At 50.2% G+C, this 15,932-nt stretch carries 18 protein-coding genes; 10 read left to right on the top strand and 8 right to left on the bottom strand.

Annotated features, from left to right (window positions below):
- The first annotated feature begins 46 nt into the window (after positions 1-46).
- Positions 47-1,624, top strand: a complete 1,578-nt coding sequence (gene bshC / locus AC5FXQ_RS20385; protein WP_493604260.1) for a bacillithiol biosynthesis cysteine-adding enzyme BshC — start codon at positions 47-49, stop codon at positions 1,622-1,624.
- Positions 1,624-2,214, top strand: a complete 591-nt coding sequence (locus AC5FXQ_RS20380; RefSeq protein WP_493604259.1) for a 5-formyltetrahydrofolate cyclo-ligase — start codon at positions 1,624-1,626, stop codon at positions 2,212-2,214. The genes bshC and AC5FXQ_RS20380 overlap by 1 nt, the downstream gene beginning before the upstream one ends.
- 118 nt (positions 2,215-2,332) lie before the next feature.
- Here the strand turns inward: AC5FXQ_RS20380 and AC5FXQ_RS20375 are convergent, their stop codons facing one another.
- The 3 genes from AC5FXQ_RS20375 to mnmC2 form a co-directional block, all read right to left on the bottom strand.
- Complete coding sequence (locus AC5FXQ_RS20375) at positions 2,333-2,638, bottom strand: hypothetical protein (RefSeq protein WP_007652269.1); 306 nt, start codon at positions 2,636-2,638, stop codon at positions 2,333-2,335.
- A gap of 272 nt (positions 2,639-2,910) precedes the next feature.
- Positions 2,911-3,450 (bottom strand): glutathione peroxidase, encoded by a 540-nt coding sequence (locus AC5FXQ_RS20370; protein WP_493604258.1) that lies wholly within the window; start codon positions 3,448-3,450, stop codon positions 2,911-2,913.
- Positions 3,451-3,502: 52 nt separating this feature from the next.
- Positions 3,503-4,180 (bottom strand): tRNA (5-methylaminomethyl-2-thiouridine)(34)-methyltransferase MnmC2, encoded by a 678-nt coding sequence (gene mnmC2, locus AC5FXQ_RS20365; RefSeq protein ID WP_493604257.1) that lies wholly within the window; start codon positions 4,178-4,180, stop codon positions 3,503-3,505.
- Positions 4,181-4,406: 226 nt separating this feature from the next.
- On the opposite strand from mnmC2, the gene AC5FXQ_RS20360 reads away from it, so the two are divergent.
- Positions 4,407-4,835, top strand: a complete 429-nt coding sequence (locus AC5FXQ_RS20360) for an acyl-CoA thioesterase (protein ID WP_493604256.1) — start codon at positions 4,407-4,409, stop codon at positions 4,833-4,835.
- Positions 4,836-4,856: 21 nt separating this feature from the next.
- Entirely contained in the window at positions 4,857-5,933 is a 1,077-nt protein-coding gene (gene rlmN / locus AC5FXQ_RS20355) for a dual-specificity RNA methyltransferase RlmN (protein ID WP_493604255.1), read from the top strand.
- A 75-nt stretch (positions 5,934-6,008) separates the two neighbouring features.
- On the opposite strand, the gene AC5FXQ_RS20350 is transcribed toward rlmN, so the two are convergent.
- From AC5FXQ_RS20350 to AC5FXQ_RS20330, 5 genes are all read right to left on the bottom strand, one after another.
- Entirely contained in the window at positions 6,009-6,998 is a 990-nt protein-coding gene (locus AC5FXQ_RS20350) for a YihY/virulence factor BrkB family protein (RefSeq protein ID WP_493604254.1), read from the bottom strand.
- Positions 6,999-7,060: 62 nt separating this feature from the next.
- Positions 7,061-8,545, bottom strand: a complete 1,485-nt coding sequence (locus AC5FXQ_RS20345; protein WP_493604253.1) for a DUF4403 family protein — start codon at positions 8,543-8,545, stop codon at positions 7,061-7,063.
- Positions 8,546-8,591: 46 nt separating this feature from the next.
- Positions 8,592-8,933, bottom strand: a complete 342-nt coding sequence (locus AC5FXQ_RS20340; protein WP_493604252.1) for a thioredoxin domain-containing protein — start codon at positions 8,931-8,933, stop codon at positions 8,592-8,594.
- Positions 8,934-9,097: 164 nt separating this feature from the next.
- The gene (locus AC5FXQ_RS20335) at positions 9,098-9,769 is read right to left on the bottom strand and encodes a BT1926 family outer membrane beta-barrel protein (RefSeq protein ID WP_493604251.1); all 672 of its coding nucleotides are present in this window, start codon (positions 9,767-9,769) and stop codon (positions 9,098-9,100) included.
- A gap of 249 nt (positions 9,770-10,018) precedes the next feature.
- A complete protein-coding gene (locus tag AC5FXQ_RS20330; RefSeq protein WP_493604250.1) occupies positions 10,019-10,996 on the bottom strand; it encodes an NAD-dependent epimerase/dehydratase family protein in 978 nt (325 codons plus the stop codon).
- Between the two features lie 385 nt (positions 10,997-11,381).
- On the opposite strand from AC5FXQ_RS20330, the gene AC5FXQ_RS20325 reads away from it, so the two are divergent.
- From AC5FXQ_RS20325 to AC5FXQ_RS20300, 6 genes are all read left to right on the top strand, one after another.
- The gene (locus AC5FXQ_RS20325) at positions 11,382-12,755 is read left to right on the top strand and encodes a hypothetical protein (protein ID WP_493604249.1); all 1,374 of its coding nucleotides are present in this window, start codon (positions 11,382-11,384) and stop codon (positions 12,753-12,755) included.
- Between the two features lie 59 nt (positions 12,756-12,814).
- On the top strand, positions 12,815-14,011 hold the full coding sequence (kbl, locus tag AC5FXQ_RS20320; protein WP_493604248.1) for a glycine C-acetyltransferase: 1,197 nt from the start codon (positions 12,815-12,817) through the stop codon (positions 14,009-14,011).
- A 104-nt stretch (positions 14,012-14,115) separates the two neighbouring features.
- A complete protein-coding gene (locus AC5FXQ_RS20315) occupies positions 14,116-14,406 on the top strand; it encodes a hypothetical protein (RefSeq protein ID WP_493604247.1) in 291 nt (96 codons plus the stop codon).
- Positions 14,407-14,413: 7 nt separating this feature from the next.
- Positions 14,414-14,944 carry a hypothetical protein gene (locus AC5FXQ_RS20310; RefSeq protein ID WP_493604246.1) on the top strand — a complete coding sequence of 177 codons (531 nt, stop codon included), beginning with the start codon at positions 14,414-14,416 and terminating at the stop codon, positions 14,942-14,944.
- 27 nt (positions 14,945-14,971) lie between these two features.
- Complete coding sequence (locus tag AC5FXQ_RS20305; protein WP_493604245.1) at positions 14,972-15,190, top strand: PLDc N-terminal domain-containing protein; 219 nt, start codon at positions 14,972-14,974, stop codon at positions 15,188-15,190.
- Positions 15,191-15,209: 19 nt separating this feature from the next.
- Entirely contained in the window at positions 15,210-15,911 is a 702-nt protein-coding gene (locus tag AC5FXQ_RS20300) for a TlpA family protein disulfide reductase (RefSeq protein ID WP_493604244.1), read from the top strand.
- Positions 15,912-15,932: the final 21 nt, after the last annotated feature.

The following is a 15,932-nucleotide window of genomic DNA, read 5'->3' as shown; positions in this document are numbered from 1 at the left end:
TCCCTCCAGGTATAGGCACACAGCGTAAAGCCACAAAATAGAGCAGATGGAAGTAACTGATATGAAAATCACCAAGGTAGACTATGCCGCTACTGGCGCTTTCTCCCAAACGATAGCCGATTACCTGTCACAAAGCGAAAAGCTAAAGACGTTCTATCACCGCTTCCCGACGCTGGAGGCCTTTGGAGAGCAAATCAAGGAGAAGCAGTTCACAGAAGCCCAGCGCCATACCTTGTATCAGGCTTTGCAGGAGCAATATGGCTCCGTAGCAGATGTTCACCCCGCTGTGCATCAAAACCTGGAGCTGTTGCAGCAGCCCAATACCTACACCGTCACCACTGGCCACCAGCTCAACATCTTCACGGGGCCGCTCTACTTTGTTTATAAGATCGTAACGGCCATCAATACCTGCCGGCAGTTGCAGGCGGCTTACCCGGATCACCATTTCGTGCCCGTGTACTGGATGGCCACCGAAGACCATGACTTTGCCGAGATCAACCATTTCAACCTGTTTGGTAAGCGCTATACCTGGGAGTCGGAGCAGACGGGTGCTGTAGGCCGTTTCTCAACGGCAGGACTGGACAAGGTGCTGGAAGAGCTGCCAGAAGCTTTCCCCATATTTGAAGAGGCCTACCGCAACAGCAAAACCCTGGCTGATGCGACCCGTGCCATCACCCATGCACTGTTTGGTGAGTATGGCTTGGTGAGCATCGACGGCGACCACAGGGAGCTGAAGAAGGCACTTATACCTGTGGTGGAGAAGGAGCTGACCGAGCAGTTGTCAAATAAATTGGTAGAGAAGACGAACGCACAGCTGGAGCAGCTGGGGTATAAGCCGCAGGTATTTTCACGTGAAATCAACCTGTTTTACTTGCAGGAAAACATGCGCGAGCGCATTGTGCAGGAAGGCGACAGGTATAAAGTACTTAATACCGAAATTAGCCTTTCACGAGAAGAAATGCTGCAGGAGGCCCGGCAGCATCCAGAGCACTTTAGCCCGAATGTGATTCTGCGGCCGCTCTTCGAAGAGATGGTGTTGCCTAACCTGGCCTATATTGGCGGTGGGGCCGAGGTAGCGTACTGGTTCCAGCTTTGTAAGGTGTTTGAGGCGCATCAGGTAACATTTCCGATGATCATGCTGCGCAACTCGGCGCTGTATATCAGCAAGCCCAATGCTAACCGCATGCACAAGCTGGGGCTGCAGCCGCTTGACCTGTTTCAGGATTATCAGGAACTCAAAAAGAAGCTATCGTCGCAACTGCACGAGGCCGAAATTGATCTGGAGGCGCAGCGGGAGGCCGTGGCCGAGGCATTCAAGCAGGTAGAGGCGCTGGCTGACGGTATAGACCCGACCTTGGTAAGAGCCGTGGCGGCCGAACAGCAGAAGGCTTATAACTCGCTGCAGATGCTCGAGAAGAAGCTCTCCAAAGCCCGCGACAACAAGCACGAGCAAACCTTTAAGCAGCTGGAAAATCTGAAGGAGAAGCTCTTCCCGAATGGCAGCCTGCAGGAGCGGCAGGACAACCTGCTCTCGTACCAGACCAACCACCCGAACTTTATACCTGCACTGGTAGAGGCTTTTGATCCGCTGGAGTTCAGGTTCACGATACTGGAGGAAGAATAATGCACAAAGCTGAGCTGCGAAAAACCATGCTGCAGCGTCGCCGGGCGCTGTCCATCGACGAGGTGGCTGTTCGGAGCCAGCGCATAGCCGACCTGTTTTTTCAGCACTTTACCCTCCGGGCGGGGCAAACAGTGCATGTGTTTCTGCCGATCATCAAAAACAATGAGGTGAACACCTGGGCCATTATTGAGCGGCTTCGACTGGAATACCCTGAGGTGCGGGTAGTAGTGCCCGTCACGGACGCGGTCCAAAACGTGCTCACCCATCATCATTTGACGGAAGAGTCGGTGCTTGTAGAAAATGCCTGGGGTATACCTGAACCTCAGGATGCCGAGATCATCCACGCCCACGAAGTAGATCTGGTGCTGATTCCTTTGCTGGCTTTCGATAAGCAAGGCCACCGGGTAGGGTATGGCAAAGGCTTTTATGACCGTTTTTTGGCTGACTGCCGGCCAGATGTTGTGAAGATCGGCCTGTCGCTGGAGCCGCCTGTGGAGCGCATAGCCGACCCAAATGTATATGATGTACCGCTTGACTTTGCCATAACGCCCGAGGGGGTGTGGCCGGAGGCATCAGCGTTGCATAGTTAGTTTGCAGCGCTACCTGAGCTTGGTTGGAATCAACTTAGATCAGGACGTTGCATAAGCCTCAAACAAAAAGTCCCGCTGCATCACTGCAGCGGGACTTTTTGTTTGAGGCCCTTGAGCCTTATTTCTTTTTGCCATTTACCACCTGGCGAAGCTGAGCTACAGGGCCGAATTCAGCCTGCTCAATTGTCTTGCCGCCGAGGTAAATTTTTCGCAGCTGCACTTCAACAGGTGCCATGGTGCGGGTCATGTCTGAGCTCACCACTTTTGTGTAAAAATCACGGGCTTCTACTACCGCACCGCGTTCAAACTGGTGTCTGGATTCGTTCTTGTTCACTGGCAGGCCAGGTATAACCTGGTAAGTCGTACAAACTACTTCGTACTTCGCCTGAAAAGGCTTCACCACTTTCTGTAATAATTTCTTCATTTTGCTTCCTGTTGATTTGCTTTCATTGCTCTAAGACAATGCAAAATAAGACTTAATTCCAGAAATAAAACAATTTTTGTGGCAGAGCCTGAAAAAAAAATTAGCAGAAGTACAATGTAAGTGTCTGTTTTATACTTTGTTAAGATTAAACTTTGCTGTAAGGGGTTAAATAGAAATAGCTTGGGACAAAACAAAGGTATACGGCAGGCCTATTATACCTAGTTATCTTACTAAACAGGTATACATGGTAAAGTGCGTAACCTGTTGATATACTATTTGTTAGCCTGCTCAATTGTGTCAGGTGTCACTTCAGCTTTTTGCAGCAGACGCTCTATGTCTGGTGTTATCTTCTCGGGTTTTGTGATGGGGGCGTAGCGCTTCACCGGCTTGCCATTGGCATCGATCAGGAATTTGGTGAAGTTCCATTTCACACGACTGCCCAGCAGGCCGCCCAGCTCTGACTTGAGGTATTGGAACACAGGGTGGGCATTACTGCCGTTCACGTCCACTTTCTCCATCATCGGGAAACTGACGCCATAATTGATCAGGCAGCCCTGCTCTATCTCTTCTTTACCGCCCGGTTCCTGGTTGCCGAACTGGTTACAAGGAAAGCCTAATATGACCAGTCCATCGTCCTTGTACTTTTTATACAGGTTCTCCAGGCCTTCGTACTGGGGCGTGAAACCGCAGTGGCTGGCAGTGTTCACGACCAACACCACCTTCCCCTTGAAGTCCTCCATGTTTACCTCCTTGCCCTGCAAAGAAGTGGCCGATAGGTTATAAAATTCACTGTTGTTCTGAGTTTTGCTCATGGCTCCGTTTTAAGTCTATGCTATACCTCAACAAAAATTAATTGAAAAGGTTTTACTCCACCGGTCTGATGCCGCGTGTCATTTCGCGTTTACCCGGAGGGCCTGGGAGTGCCTCCACTTCGTAGCCGGCTGCTTTCAGGCTTCGCTTAAAGGAGCCTTTTGCACAGTAGGTAACCAACACACCGCCGGGGCGGGTAGCCTGGTATAACTTATCAAACATCTTGTCAGACCACAGTTCAGGCTGCTTCTCGGGAGCGAAGGCGTCGAAATAGATCAGATCGTAATAAGCACGCGGCGGCACGAATTCTTCCAGCGTTTCGTGGATCTTCTGTAGCGTAAAGTAAGGGATTACGTCGACTGGCTCGTTCCAGGGAGCTTTGTGAAGTTCCAGAAATGCATCGTGCAGCTCAGGATTCAGAATGACTCTGTCAAACTGCAGTTGCTCTACCACCTTCATCTCCAGCGGAAACTTCTCCAGCGTATCGTATTGGATGAAGGCCTTCTGAGCCAGCGCGAAGGGGTAAGTGAGGATGGCGTTGAGGCCGGTGCCAAAACCTACCTCCAGTATTTTGATGTCTTTGCGGAGATTGAGCACATGCTCCAGGCCGTGCTTAATGAAGACATGCTGCGACTCCTGCAAAGCGCCATGCACCGAGTGGTAGTGCTCGTTCAGTTCGGGCACGTACAAGGTGTTGGAGCCGTCTTTGGTCTGCCTGATTTCGAGATGCATGATTATTTATTTACTTTACAAATGTAAGCAATGCTTTGGCCTGTCCGCAAGAAATAATGAGGAATGCGTGATTATTAATAAGTAAGGCTGAAGGAAGAATAAATAATTGCCCGGAGACGAAGAAAAGAGCCGCCAAGTGCTATACCTGAAAACAGCGCTATACCTGCTCAGGCGTTGTCGAACATCGCGAAAAATAAAGTCAACAACTAACAAATAACCATCAAACATGCCCCGCATCAAAGTAGCTATACCTGAACACATCTCTTTCGAAACAACTATACCTGTGCGTATCACCGACCTCAACTACGGAGCCCACCTCGGCAACGATGCGCTACTCTCCATCCTGCACGAGGCAAGGCTGCAACTGCTCAAGCACTTCGGCTATACCGAGCTCGATATGGGCGGTGCCAGCCTGATCATGGCCGACGTGGCCATCGAGTACAAGGGCGAAGGCTTCTATGGAGATGTGCTGACGCTAAAGCTGGCTTTTGACGATGTGCACAAGTATGGCTTCGACATTACCTACCACGTGCTCAACCAGAATAGCAAGGAAGTGGCCCGCGCCAAGACAGGTATGCTGTGCTTTAACTACCAGGAACGAAAATTAATGGCACTGCCCGATGAAGTAAAAGCCCGGATTGAAACTAAAGCCTAAGTATTTTTGTAATTTTGTGGTATGAATTTGATTGCAGATATACCCGTTTTAAATAAAAAAGACATCCGTAAGTTGTCGCTCGACGACTTAAAGGCATGGCTTGTGGAGCAGGGCGAGAAAGCGTTCCGTGCCAAGCAGGTCTATGAGTGGATCTGGAAGCACTCGGCGCAGTCGTTTGAGGAGATGAACAACGTGAGCCTGGCCCTGCGCGAAAAGCTGGACCAGCACTTTGCCATTAACGCGGTGCAGGTAGCTACCAAGCAACTCAGCAACGACGGCACCATCAAGTCTGCTTTCAAACTGCACGACAACAACATTGTGGAGGGTGTGCTTATACCGCACGAAGAGCGCAAAACCGCTTGTGTGAGCAGCCAGGTAGGCTGTTCGCTTACCTGCAAGTTCTGCGCCACCGGCTACATGGACCGCGTGCGCAACCTCGATGCCGCCGAGATATATGATCAGGTAGTGCGCATCAACGAGCAGAGCCTGCAGCAGTATGGCCAGCCACTGACTAACATCGTGTACATGGGTATGGGCGAGCCGATGCTGAACTATGCCAACGTGATGAAGAGCATCGAGCGCATCACGGCGCATGATGGCCTGGGTATGGCCGCACGCCGCATTACGGTGAGTACGGCAGGTATAGCCAAGATGATCAAGAAGATGGCCGATGATGGCGTAAAAGCCAACCTGGCTCTGTCGCTGCACGCCGCCAACGACGAGAAGCGTAACCAGATCATGCCGATCAACGAATCAAACTCGCTCGAGGCGCTGACAGATGCCCTGAAGCATTTCCACCAGGTGACGGGCCGCAAAGTGACCTACGAATACATTGTGTTCCAGAACTTCAACGACACCCTGCAGGATGCCGAAGAGCTGTACCGTTTCTCCAAAGTTATACCTTGCAAGATCAACCTGATCGAGTATAACCCGATTGAGAACGCTGACTACAAAAATACAGACGAAGAGCGCTGGCAGAGCTTCATTTACTACCTCGCCGACCGTGGCGTGCAGGTGAACGTGCGCCGCAGCCGTGGTAAGGACATTGACGCCGCCTGCGGACAGCTTGCCGTTAAAGAGAAACAGCCTGCTGCTTAAAGCCTGAGCGATACATCAAACAAAAGGCCCCTGCTATACTTGTAGCAGGGGCCTTTTGCTATTCTTGAGTTTATGTCAGCTGGCTTTATTGAACCTGCCCTCAGGTCTTGGTCTGCCACTCGAGATGTCATGTGGATTGTCAGTGATCTCCTGCTCTCTGAAGAGTACGGCATGCTCTTTCGGGCGAATTTCCTGTCCGAACTCAGAGGCATACTGCTGGGTGAACTCCGCTCCGAACAGCACGATAAGCGACGAGTAATAGATCCATACCAGAATCACGATGATAGAGCCGGCTGCCCCATATGCCGAGCCCGGATCGCTGGTGCTGATAAACCAGCTGATCAGGAATTTGCCGATGGTGAACAGCAAAGCCGTGATCAGGCCACCAAACCACACATCTTTCCACTTAATAAAAGCATCTGGCAGATATTTAAAGATAAGCGAGAATAAAGCTGTAATGATCGCAACAGAGAGGATGAAATCCAATGCTCTGATAAGGTAGTACAATACGTCAGGAGATATAAATTGCAGGTATTCATCAAATATCTGCCGGAGGTAATCGCTCATAATCGCCATAACGGCACTGAGTAGCAGTGACACCAGCATGAGGAGCGCAATGCTCAATACAATGCCAAATGAGAACAATCGTACCTTCAGCATTTTCACGATGCCGTTTGTTGGTTTTGGTTTTACGTTCCATACCCGGTTCAGTGACTCCTGCAGGGTGGCGAAGAAGGTGGTAGAGGCAAAGATAAGCGTGCCTATACCTATCCAGAAAGCAATGCCGCCGCCTTCACTTACTGCCGCATTTTGAATAATAGTTTCTACCTCTCCTGCAGCATTAGGACCTATTGCCGTAGAAATCTGCTCCGACAACTCCCCCGAAACAGCCTGCTCCCCCAAAAAGAAACCCGCCGCCTGAATAATGATGATGAGCAGGGGCGGGATGGAAAAGATAGCATTGAAGGCCAGCGCAGCAGCCAACAGCAGGGAACTATTGTCCATGAACCCGCTGAAGGTGTTTTTTAAAAGAGGGAATACGCTACTCGTTATAGATTTTACCATGTTGCTTGTCTGTATCAGAATAGATTTTTGATACGACAGCGGGAAATGTTAGGTTGGAAATGCTAGAGCTTATCGATGGTGGCCGTCAGGTTACCCCGTGCGTTTACAACAGCCTGTATACCTTTCGGACTCAGGTAAATGTTCTCAAGGGCCAGCTCATTGACAGCTCCCCGCAGCAGTACAGATTCATGCAGGCGGCTTGACTGGTTCAGTGTCTGCTGCAGCATGTTGCGCACATCAGTCAGTTGGCTTTGTACCGGTATGTTCACCTGACTCTGGATCATCTCCTTGAATTTGTTCTTGGCGAGCCAGTTGGCCGTGTTCAACAGCATGTCCCTGGTGTCGAGGTCATAGTCCACGTCACGCAATCTGATAGAGGCGGTTTGCGCATCGTAGTAAGGTGTGCCGCGCAGGTATAGCTTGCCTACCAGCTTCTTGGTAAAGAGACCAGTCTTGGTTTTGCCGTCCACGTCCAGCATCAGTACCAGCTGCTCGCCACTTGGGGTGATGGCGGCATCTTTTACGGTGAGTTGGCTTTTGCCCTCGTCGAAGGTATAGGTTTGATTAGCCACTTGCTGCTGCATCAGGCTGCTGGCATGGGTATAGGGCACGGTAGCGGTCAGCCCGATCTGGATGTCATCACTCAGGCGGCTGTCGATGATCAGGCGGGGCAGGGTTTTGTTTACCTGCGTCTGAGGCTTGCCATCCGTGCTTACCTGTATATAAGAGCTGATGCCGAGGCGGGTGTGCAGGCTGCCGTTGTGAGCATAAAGTGGTGCCATGCGCACCTCCTGCGGATTCACGGTGAGCCAGGCATTGAGGTTGTCGTCCAGCTTTACCGGCTGTTGCAGCTGCACCCAGGTATCGGCTACGTATTGGCGCAGGTTCAGGCGGCTTTGTATTTCTTTGTCCAGCTGGCGGGCGATCGTGTTCATTTGCTGCTTCATGGCGGGCTCTATGAAGCGGGCCAACCCGATTTTAAGCGGGCCCAAGGTGATGTAAGGCCTTGTGTCGCCCCACTCAAAATTACCGCTCGTGATGGTGTTTACTTTGTAGTCATCGGTGAGGCCAAAGCGGCTCTCGGTGCGCACCACCATATCGAAAGAGGTAGCCTCGGTCTTACTGAACGAAGGGCAGGCCTTGCAGGGCTCCCACTGCCATCGCCCCTTGGCGTATACCTGCAGCGGCACACTGAAGTAGAGTTTATCCTTATCAGCCCGGATGGTCATACGGCCCTTTTTGAGCACGGTCACCATCAGGTTGTCATCGTCCAGGTTATCGTCTTTGTACAAGGCTCCCTGTAGTTCCTGGTTTAGCTTGTCTTCGATAGCAGCCAGCGGGATGGAAACAGGTATGCTGATGGATGAAAGCTTCGGCTTATAAACAGGCGCATTTGACACGGTAGCCGCTGGGGCAGTAGTGTTCAGGCGAGCTGTACTGGAACATGCCTGAAAAGCGAGCAGGCTGCTCAGTACGAATAATATGAAAACGAGCTGTAGGGTAGTGAGTCGGAACACGCTGGTATAGCCTTCTAGATTATGGCGCAAGTTAACGGCATTTGTGCATTGTCCGTGCTCGACCCGGTGTGTGTTATTATTTTGTTTCCTGACTAGCAGGTTGTAAAAGCCGGGACAGCATAGCGCGAATGCCTTCTTCGGTGTCAACAATGCCGCACTCCTGAATTGTTCCTTTCAGGTAAGAAGCAAAAAACGGCGTACCCGTCAGCTTGACCTCCTGACTGGATACTGGATTCTCGCTGGCACTCATGCGTGCAAACGTAATGCTGCTGTATTGTGGTTCAGTGGAGAATTTGCGAAAAAAAGGGGAAAGCTGTTTGCATACAGGGCACGCCGGGTCAGTGAATTTTACGATTACACGTTCTTTTTCAAATATCAGCTTGCGGAGTTTGTCGTCGTTTATGTCAGTTACAGTCATGTTTCAGTGTTTTGGGATCGGCAAGCCGGTGGTGGTCCAGCGACAGTGCCTCTGTAACTTATAGACGTTTTGTGCAAAATATAGGTTAATTGCTGAATAAGAAAACAGCCGCCTGCAAGATGCAGGCGGCTGATTGTATAAGTGTAGCTAATCTTTAATCTTTATTAAAATACAAAACCTACCCGGAGGCCTCCATTGGCAAAAGGAGAAAAGCTGATGGAGTGGTAGCCTTCCAGTTCCTGCGAAGAGTTAGGTAAATCTCTTTTGAAGGTAGTTTCAATATCATTGTATTTATTATAGCGCACGCCTGCACCAACTTCGAACCCCATGTAAAAACGTGGCGCAAAATAATAATCGACACCTGCCAGGCCGTTCAAGCCTATGTTAAAATTGGCTCGATCCGCTGAACTATTATAAGCTGTCGATCCCTTTACAGTGAAGTGATCCGTTTCATACTTCGATGTTCTGAAACCAATCGGCAACTCAACTCCGATATAAGGTGAAAGCCTGTTAGTACCACCAAAGTGCCTTTCTATACCTGGTGCCAAGCTAATTCCGAAAGTAGAGCTATAGACATCAGCGTCCATTTTGCTATAAGTATAGTCTAGACTGGTGCCTAGACGCATGGCCTTACGTTCGGCAGTAAACTTACGGACACGCAGCTGGCCACTGTTCAGGAATGTGCCATATTCCAAATTGACACTCACTTCCGTGGTAATGTCGCCAGCACTTGGTTTAAAAGTTTTGTTTTCAGGTTGTGCCACCTCTGCGGTCTGCGCCTGAGCTGTGAAAGCTGCGGCCAGGCAGCAGGAAAAGGCTAGTAGTTTTAGTTTCATATAGATAATTTGGTTAAGTATATATAGGAAAAACCAAATACTGTGCCATGTTATGATATTTGGTGCATAGGCATGAAAAAATATGCTTTAAACAAAGGATGTTTTGTGTAATATGATGGTTTTTAATTAGTTGAGTGCTAAATAAAAACGGGTGATGCTTTCACACCACCCGTTTCCGGTTACATATTATAGGTATAAGGCTTCAGTAGAACTTTATCACAGCTTCAGCCTCTTATCATAAACTTTTAGCTAAGCCAGTGTCTGCTCTTCCTTCATCTTCTTCAGGTTCAGGAGCATGTCTTCGGTCATGGCGTCGAGGTCATAGGCAGGTTTCCAGCCCCAATCCTTTTGGGCGGTGCTGTCGTCGATGCTCTGTGGCCACGAGTCAGCGATCTGCTGGCGGTAGTCTGGTTTGTACGTAATATCGAATTCAGGTATAAACTTGCGGATAGACTCGGTAATCTCTTTTGGAGAGAAGCTCATGGCGCTCAGGTTGTAAGAGTCGCGGATTTTCACTTGCTCAGCCGGCGCGTGCATCAGGTCCAGGGTTGCCTTGAGGGCATCTGGCATGTACATCATCGGCAGGTAAGTGTCTTCGCTCAGAAAGCACTCGTATGTTTCGCCTTCCAAGGCTTTGTGGTAAATGTCCACGGCGTAGTCGGTGGTGCCACCACCCGGCAGAGCCTTGTAGCCGATCAGGCCAGGGTAGCGGAGGCTGCGCACATCGAGGCCATACTTCTGGAAGTAGTACTCGCACCAGCGCTCGCCTGCCTGCTTGCTCACGCCATATACAGTGTTGGGGTCCATGATGGTATGCTGCGGCGTGTTCTGGCGCGGGGTGTTCGGGCCGAAAACGGCAATAGAGCTTGGCCAGTATACCTTCTGCACCTTGTGCTCCAGCGACAGGTCCAGCACATTGAACAGACCTTCCATGTTCAGCTTCCAGGCGAACTTCGGGTTACGCTCACCCGTAGCCGACAGCACTGCTGCCAGGTGATAGATCTGCTTGAATTTATATTTGGAGGCCAGTTCGGCCAGTATGTATGTGTCCAGTACATCCACCTTCTCAAATGGGCCTGAGTCGCGTAGGTCAGCCTGCTTAGGAGCCGCAATATCGGCTGCCACTACATTAGACCCGCCATACATGTTGCGTAGCTCCAGGGTGAGTTCAGAGCCAAGTTGTCCGCAGGCGCCAATCACCAATACCGTGTCACTTGTGTTTGCCATAGTCTTTAAATTATTTGCACAAAGTAACCGATTTCAATGCAATCCTGAAAGGATAAAGCTAAGATTCCCAAACGTTCATAAATAGAAAACGCCTGCCAAAGGCAAGCGCTTCATGCTCACTAAATTAATCTTAACCTAATATTTTCACCACGAACCAAAGGTATAGCGGCTAATCGGCTACTGAAATAGCAGAAAGCAGATTTAATGATTAAGTAATGCAATGATAAAATAGAAATAATGCCACCCTGTTTCAGGAGTGCGTTTTTCTTATATTTGTTGAGCAAAAGGCCGCTGCAGGTGTCGTGGCCGGCCAATTGAGCGAATATAAAACACGATTCAGGCCTGTTTCCGTACCTTTACAGGTATAGCACACGGTCAGCGCACTATGACGTTTGAAGAGTACCTCATAAAAAAGCGGATAAACAAGGAAGCCTTTGCGGCAGAAGACCCGGCCCGGTACCAGGCCTGGGAAAGCATGTATGCGCAAATGCACCCCAACAGCTTTTATGTGGCCGTGAAAATGTTGCTCAACAACGTGCGGCTGCGCTACCACCTGCGCGAAGAGGACGTGCCGAAGCCAGCCATCACAGCTGCTCCACGACCAGCTGCCCGACGTGCCGCCGCTCCCGCTCCAAAGCCTGAAGCCGAAAGCCCCGCAGCTATACCTGCCACACCGGATGTTCCACAGGAAACAATTGAGGAAAAGCCAGTTATACCTGCTGCAGTGCCTAAGCCAAGACCTGTGGTGCGCCGACCTGCTGCCTTGAAGCCACCAGTGGAAGGAGAAGAAGCCACAACTGCAGATAAACCGGCAGAAGAGGCCGCCAAACCAGCAGTACCACGAGCCAGACCGGTCATCAAGCGTCCGGCCGTCCTGTCGAAGCCAGAAAATCAGCCAGCTGACAAGGAGCAGGATACTAAAGCTATACCTGACCAAGCTGCTCCGGAAGCAGCAGCTGAAACGTCAAAGCCTGCCGCCCGTCCGAGACCTGTGATTAAACGACCTGCCGCGTTGCAAAAGCCTCCACAAGGAGAAGCGCAACCTGCTCCGGAAAAGCCAGCCGAAGGTGTAGCACCTGCAAGCGAAGCAGCTGCAGAAGCGCCCAAGCCACCGCGCCCAAGGCCGGTCATTAAAAGGCCAACGGCCCTGCAGAAACCTTCGGAAGAACAACCGGCTTCGGGTACAGAAGCTAAACCTGCAGCAGCAGAAATAGCACCAGCAGGTACAGATAACCTGCCGCAGCCAGCTGCTGAAGGTGCTCCAAAACCGCCAAGGCCACGACCTGTTATCAAGCGTCCGGCTGCTTTGACCAAACCAGCAACTTCGGAAGCGAAGCCAGAAGAGGCAGGACCTACAGCGGCTGATGTTGCTATACCTGACGCTACTGGAAACGTATCCCCGGAAGAAGAATCACCAGCACACGCATCTGTAGCAGGAACGCCTGCTATACCTGATAAAGGAGCTGAACAACCAGAGGGCAAGTCAGCTGAAAACACACTGAGAGCTGAGCCAAATGTTGCGGCGTCAGCCAAACCGCCCCGTCCGCGCCCGATTATCAAGCGACCAACTCCACCGGCAACTACACCGGGGGCAGAGCCGAAAGCAGATGAACAGCAGGAGGGAGGCTCACCAGCAATGGATAAACCTGAGGCAGCTACAACTGAAGGGACGCCTATACCTGAGGGACAAGCCGAAAAATCAAAACCTCCGCGACCGAGGCCAATTATCCGCCGTCCGCCGCCTAAAACAGAAGAATAAGCAGGGGCTATACCTGCCCGAACAAAATAAAACAAGTAACAGCCTAACGAAGATAACCCATGTACGAAACGTTAAAACCAGATTTGGAAAAACAGCTTGCCGAGATTAAGGAAGCTGGTTTGTATAAGCAGGAGCGTATCATCACCACTCCGCAGGGAGCTGATATCGATACCACGCAGATGCAGCACGTGCTGAACTTCTGCGCGAACAACTACCTGGGCCTGTCGGCTCACCCGAAAGTGATCGAAGCCGCCAAGCACGCCATCGACACGCATGGTTACGGTATGAGCTCCGTGCGCTTTATCTGCGGCACGCAGGACATCCACAAAGAGCTGGAGCAAAAGCTGTCTGAGTTCCTGGGCACAGAAGACACGATCCTATACGCAGCAGCTTTCGACGCCAATGGCGGTGTGTTCGAGCCTTTGTTCGATGCAGAGTCTGCTATTATCTCCGATGCCCTGAACCACGCCTCCATCATCGACGGCATCCGTCTTTGCAAGGCGCAGCGCTTCCGCTACGAGCACAACAACATGGAAGACCTGGAGGCCAAGCTGCAGGAAGCCGTAAATGCCGGCACCAAGCACCGCATCATCGTCACGGACGGCGCCTTCTCCATGGACGGTACTGTGGCGCAACTCGACAAGATCGTGGAGCTGGCTGACAAATACCAGGCTGTGCTGATGGTCGATGACTCGCACTCCACTGGCTTTATGGGCAAAACGGGTCGCGGTACGCACGAGTACCACAACGTGATGGACAAAGTGGACATCATTACCGGTACGCTTGGCAAAGCGCTGGGAGGTGCCATGGGCGGTTTCACGTCCGGCAAGAAAGAGATCATTGACATGCTGCGTCAGCGTTCCCGTCCATACCTGTTCTCCAACTCACTGGCACCGTCTATCGTAGGCGCCTCCATCGCCGTGCTCGACATGCTGAGCTCTACCACCGAGCTGCGCGACAAACTGGAGTGGAACACCCGCTACTTCCGTGAGCAGATCACAGCCGCCGGTTTCGACATCAAACCAGGCGACCACCCGATCGTTCCGGTAATGCTGTATGATGCACCGCTTGCGCAGGAGTTTGCTGCACGTATGCTCGACAAAGGCATTTATGTGATTGGTTTCTACTATCCGGTGGTACCAAAAGGCCAGGCCCGTATCCGTGTGCAGCTCTCCGCCGTGCACGACCGCGTACACATCGACAAGTGCATTGCCGCTTTCACAGAGGTTGGCCGCGAGTTGGGTGTGATCAAGTAAGATTGCAACTATATCAAGGTATAGAAACAGCCGCTTCCATTGGGGGAGTGGCTGTTTTTTTTATTACCTTGTACACATCAGTTATACCTATACCCGCTCTACCTATGAACAACGTCAAAATTAAGGCTGGTCAGTTGCTGCTCGGTACCGTGCTGGCTTGGTTGGTGATATCCTTTCTGGCTTATGCCACGGCAGGTATACGGGGTGAGGTAAACCTGACCAGTACGCTGCTTCAAATTACCTTTTACTTTTCTATTCTGCTTTCAGCGGAGGCCTATCTGAGTATGATGCTCAACCCACAGTGGGTGCGTGTAAATCTGGGTATGGTCCTGCTGCTCTGCGCCCCGGCACTGGCCTATCTGGCGTGGTTTGTCAGCCAGATTCTGTTTGGGTAGGCAGCTGATGAAACACTCGATTCTTATTGCACTACTTTTATCGCTTTCAGTACTTGCTACAGCTTGCATCCAATCTGAAAAAGAGCATCGAATTGATGAGATATTAAATAAAGTCTCAACTATCAACGCGGCCGATTATTTACAAGATGTTACGCTGAATGCAGAAGCTTTTCTGGAGAGTCAGCCAGATGGAGGAGGCGAGTTGAAGGGCTTCTATGAAGCTGGCTCCATCAGGAAAGTGAGTTTATGGGTAGGACTTTCAAACGGTATAGAAACAAAAGATTATTATTTCGAAAAAGGCGATCTGATTTTAGTACATGAGCAGTTTAACAGCTTTTTGTACGACGCAGAAAGTGAGACATTTGACTTGGGGAAAACCGAGAAAATTTTCAATGGCCGTTATTTCTTTGCAGCTGGAAAACTGCTGCATTACGAGACAACTGGACACAATCGCTTTGAAGACGATACGATAGAACCCGAAATTACTTTACTCACTGAAGCGAATGATTATTCAATGCTTTTAAACGGAAAATTTTAAAACTCTTTTCATTCTCAATCCAACTCCATGCTGTTCTGTTTTATCGGAAACGACCCTTTCTTTGGCTCCATTCTCTTGCTAGTGGTAGCCTATTACCTGTTGGTGCTTCTCTCGCTGCTGCACCTGATCTTTAAAACAGATTATAACCTGACCGAGCGCCTGCTTTGGATGGTCGTGCTCTGGATAGTGCCTGTGTTTGGCCTGCTGGCCTATTGGGTGTTCTGGAAAAGAAGATCTTCCCTCTAAATACCCAATCGATAAATAAATGAAAACAATACTAGGTATAGCTACTATGCTGTTGCTATCCCTGTCAGGGTATGGCCAAGTTAAGTCCGCAGACAGGAGGATGTTTGCCGATACAGAGGAGCAAATAATGACTTATAGAGCACTTATTAACCAAGCCTGGGAGACAAACAACACAGCATTAGTTCGTAGTTACCAGGACTCAGTGGGGTATGCGATCATGGGTTCTTATCTGGGCGAACACACATTTACTACCTTAGATAAAAAACAATTGACTATAAGCAATTTGAAGAAGCCTATCATGATGATTGCTTCCGCATCATGGTGTGGCCCATGTATTGCTGAGATTCCTGCATTAAACAAAATTGCGGAAGAATATAAGGACAGGTTGGCCTTGGTTGTGCTTTTTCATGATGCCGAAGGAGAAACGCTAACGAAGTTAGCTGGCAAGTACAATAAGGGTTTTTTATTGGTGCCGGCAGAGCAGAAGCCTGATCAGCCTAATGTGCTTTCGATTGCAGGTTTCAGACATATCACTGGTTTCCCTACGAACTACTTCATAAACCCTCAGCAAAAAATTGTGAGCCTGACAAGAGGTGCTGTTGTGGCAAGAAGCTTTACCAACGATGAAGGAGAAAAGATTACAATAACAAAGGAGCAGGCGGATGCAGAGAATTACCAGATACTTAAAAAGGAAGTAGAAGCTTTGCTAAGCAGCGACTGATCATACGCTAGACCTACAACC

This window comes from Pontibacter sp. LHS1 (assembly GCF_058932855.1).
Note: the sequence above shows the minus strand (reverse complement) of the source record. Positions and strands in the feature narration are given on the sequence as shown.

Bases quoted from the DNA above. Each gene is read 5' to 3' on its own strand.
- AC5FXQ_RS20335 (WP_493604251.1), bottom strand. From the start codon at position 9,769: ATGAAACTAAAACTACTAGCCTTTTCCTGCTGCCTGGCCGCAGCTTTC.
- AC5FXQ_RS20325 (WP_493604249.1), top strand. From the start codon at position 11,382: ATGACGTTTGAAGAGTACCTCATAAAAAAGCGGATAAACAAGGAAGCC.
- AC5FXQ_RS20305 (WP_493604245.1), top strand. From the start codon at position 14,972: ATGCTGTTCTGTTTTATCGGAAACGACCCTTTCTTTGGCTCCATTCTC.
- AC5FXQ_RS20340 (WP_493604252.1), bottom strand. From the start codon at position 8,933: ATGACTGTAACTGACATAAACGACGACAAACTCCGCAAGCTGATATTT.
- AC5FXQ_RS20300 (WP_493604244.1), top strand. From the start codon at position 15,210: ATGAAAACAATACTAGGTATAGCTACTATGCTGTTGCTATCCCTGTCA.
- AC5FXQ_RS20370 (WP_493604258.1), bottom strand. From the start codon at position 3,450: ATGAGCAAAACTCAGAACAACAGTGAATTTTATAACCTATCGGCCACT.
- AC5FXQ_RS20330 (WP_493604250.1), bottom strand. From the start codon at position 10,996: ATGGCAAACACAAGTGACACGGTATTGGTGATTGGCGCCTGCGGACAA.
- mnmC2 (WP_493604257.1), bottom strand. From the start codon at position 4,180: ATGCATCTCGAAATCAGGCAGACCAAAGACGGCTCCAACACCTTGTAC.
- AC5FXQ_RS20360 (WP_493604256.1), top strand. From the start codon at position 4,407: ATGCCCCGCATCAAAGTAGCTATACCTGAACACATCTCTTTCGAAACA.
- AC5FXQ_RS20350 (WP_493604254.1), bottom strand. From the start codon at position 6,998: ATGGTAAAATCTATAACGAGTAGCGTATTCCCTCTTTTAAAAAACACC.
- bshC (WP_493604260.1), top strand. From the start codon at position 47: ATGGAAGTAACTGATATGAAAATCACCAAGGTAGACTATGCCGCTACT.
- AC5FXQ_RS20310 (WP_493604246.1), top strand. From the start codon at position 14,414: ATGAAACACTCGATTCTTATTGCACTACTTTTATCGCTTTCAGTACTT.
- kbl (WP_493604248.1), top strand. From the start codon at position 12,815: ATGTACGAAACGTTAAAACCAGATTTGGAAAAACAGCTTGCCGAGATT.
- AC5FXQ_RS20380 (WP_493604259.1), top strand. From the start codon at position 1,624: ATGCACAAAGCTGAGCTGCGAAAAACCATGCTGCAGCGTCGCCGGGCG.
- AC5FXQ_RS20315 (WP_493604247.1), top strand. From the start codon at position 14,116: ATGAACAACGTCAAAATTAAGGCTGGTCAGTTGCTGCTCGGTACCGTG.
- rlmN (WP_493604255.1), top strand. From the start codon at position 4,857: ATGAATTTGATTGCAGATATACCCGTTTTAAATAAAAAAGACATCCGT.
- AC5FXQ_RS20375 (WP_007652269.1), bottom strand. From the start codon at position 2,638: ATGAAGAAATTATTACAGAAAGTGGTGAAGCCTTTTCAGGCGAAGTAC.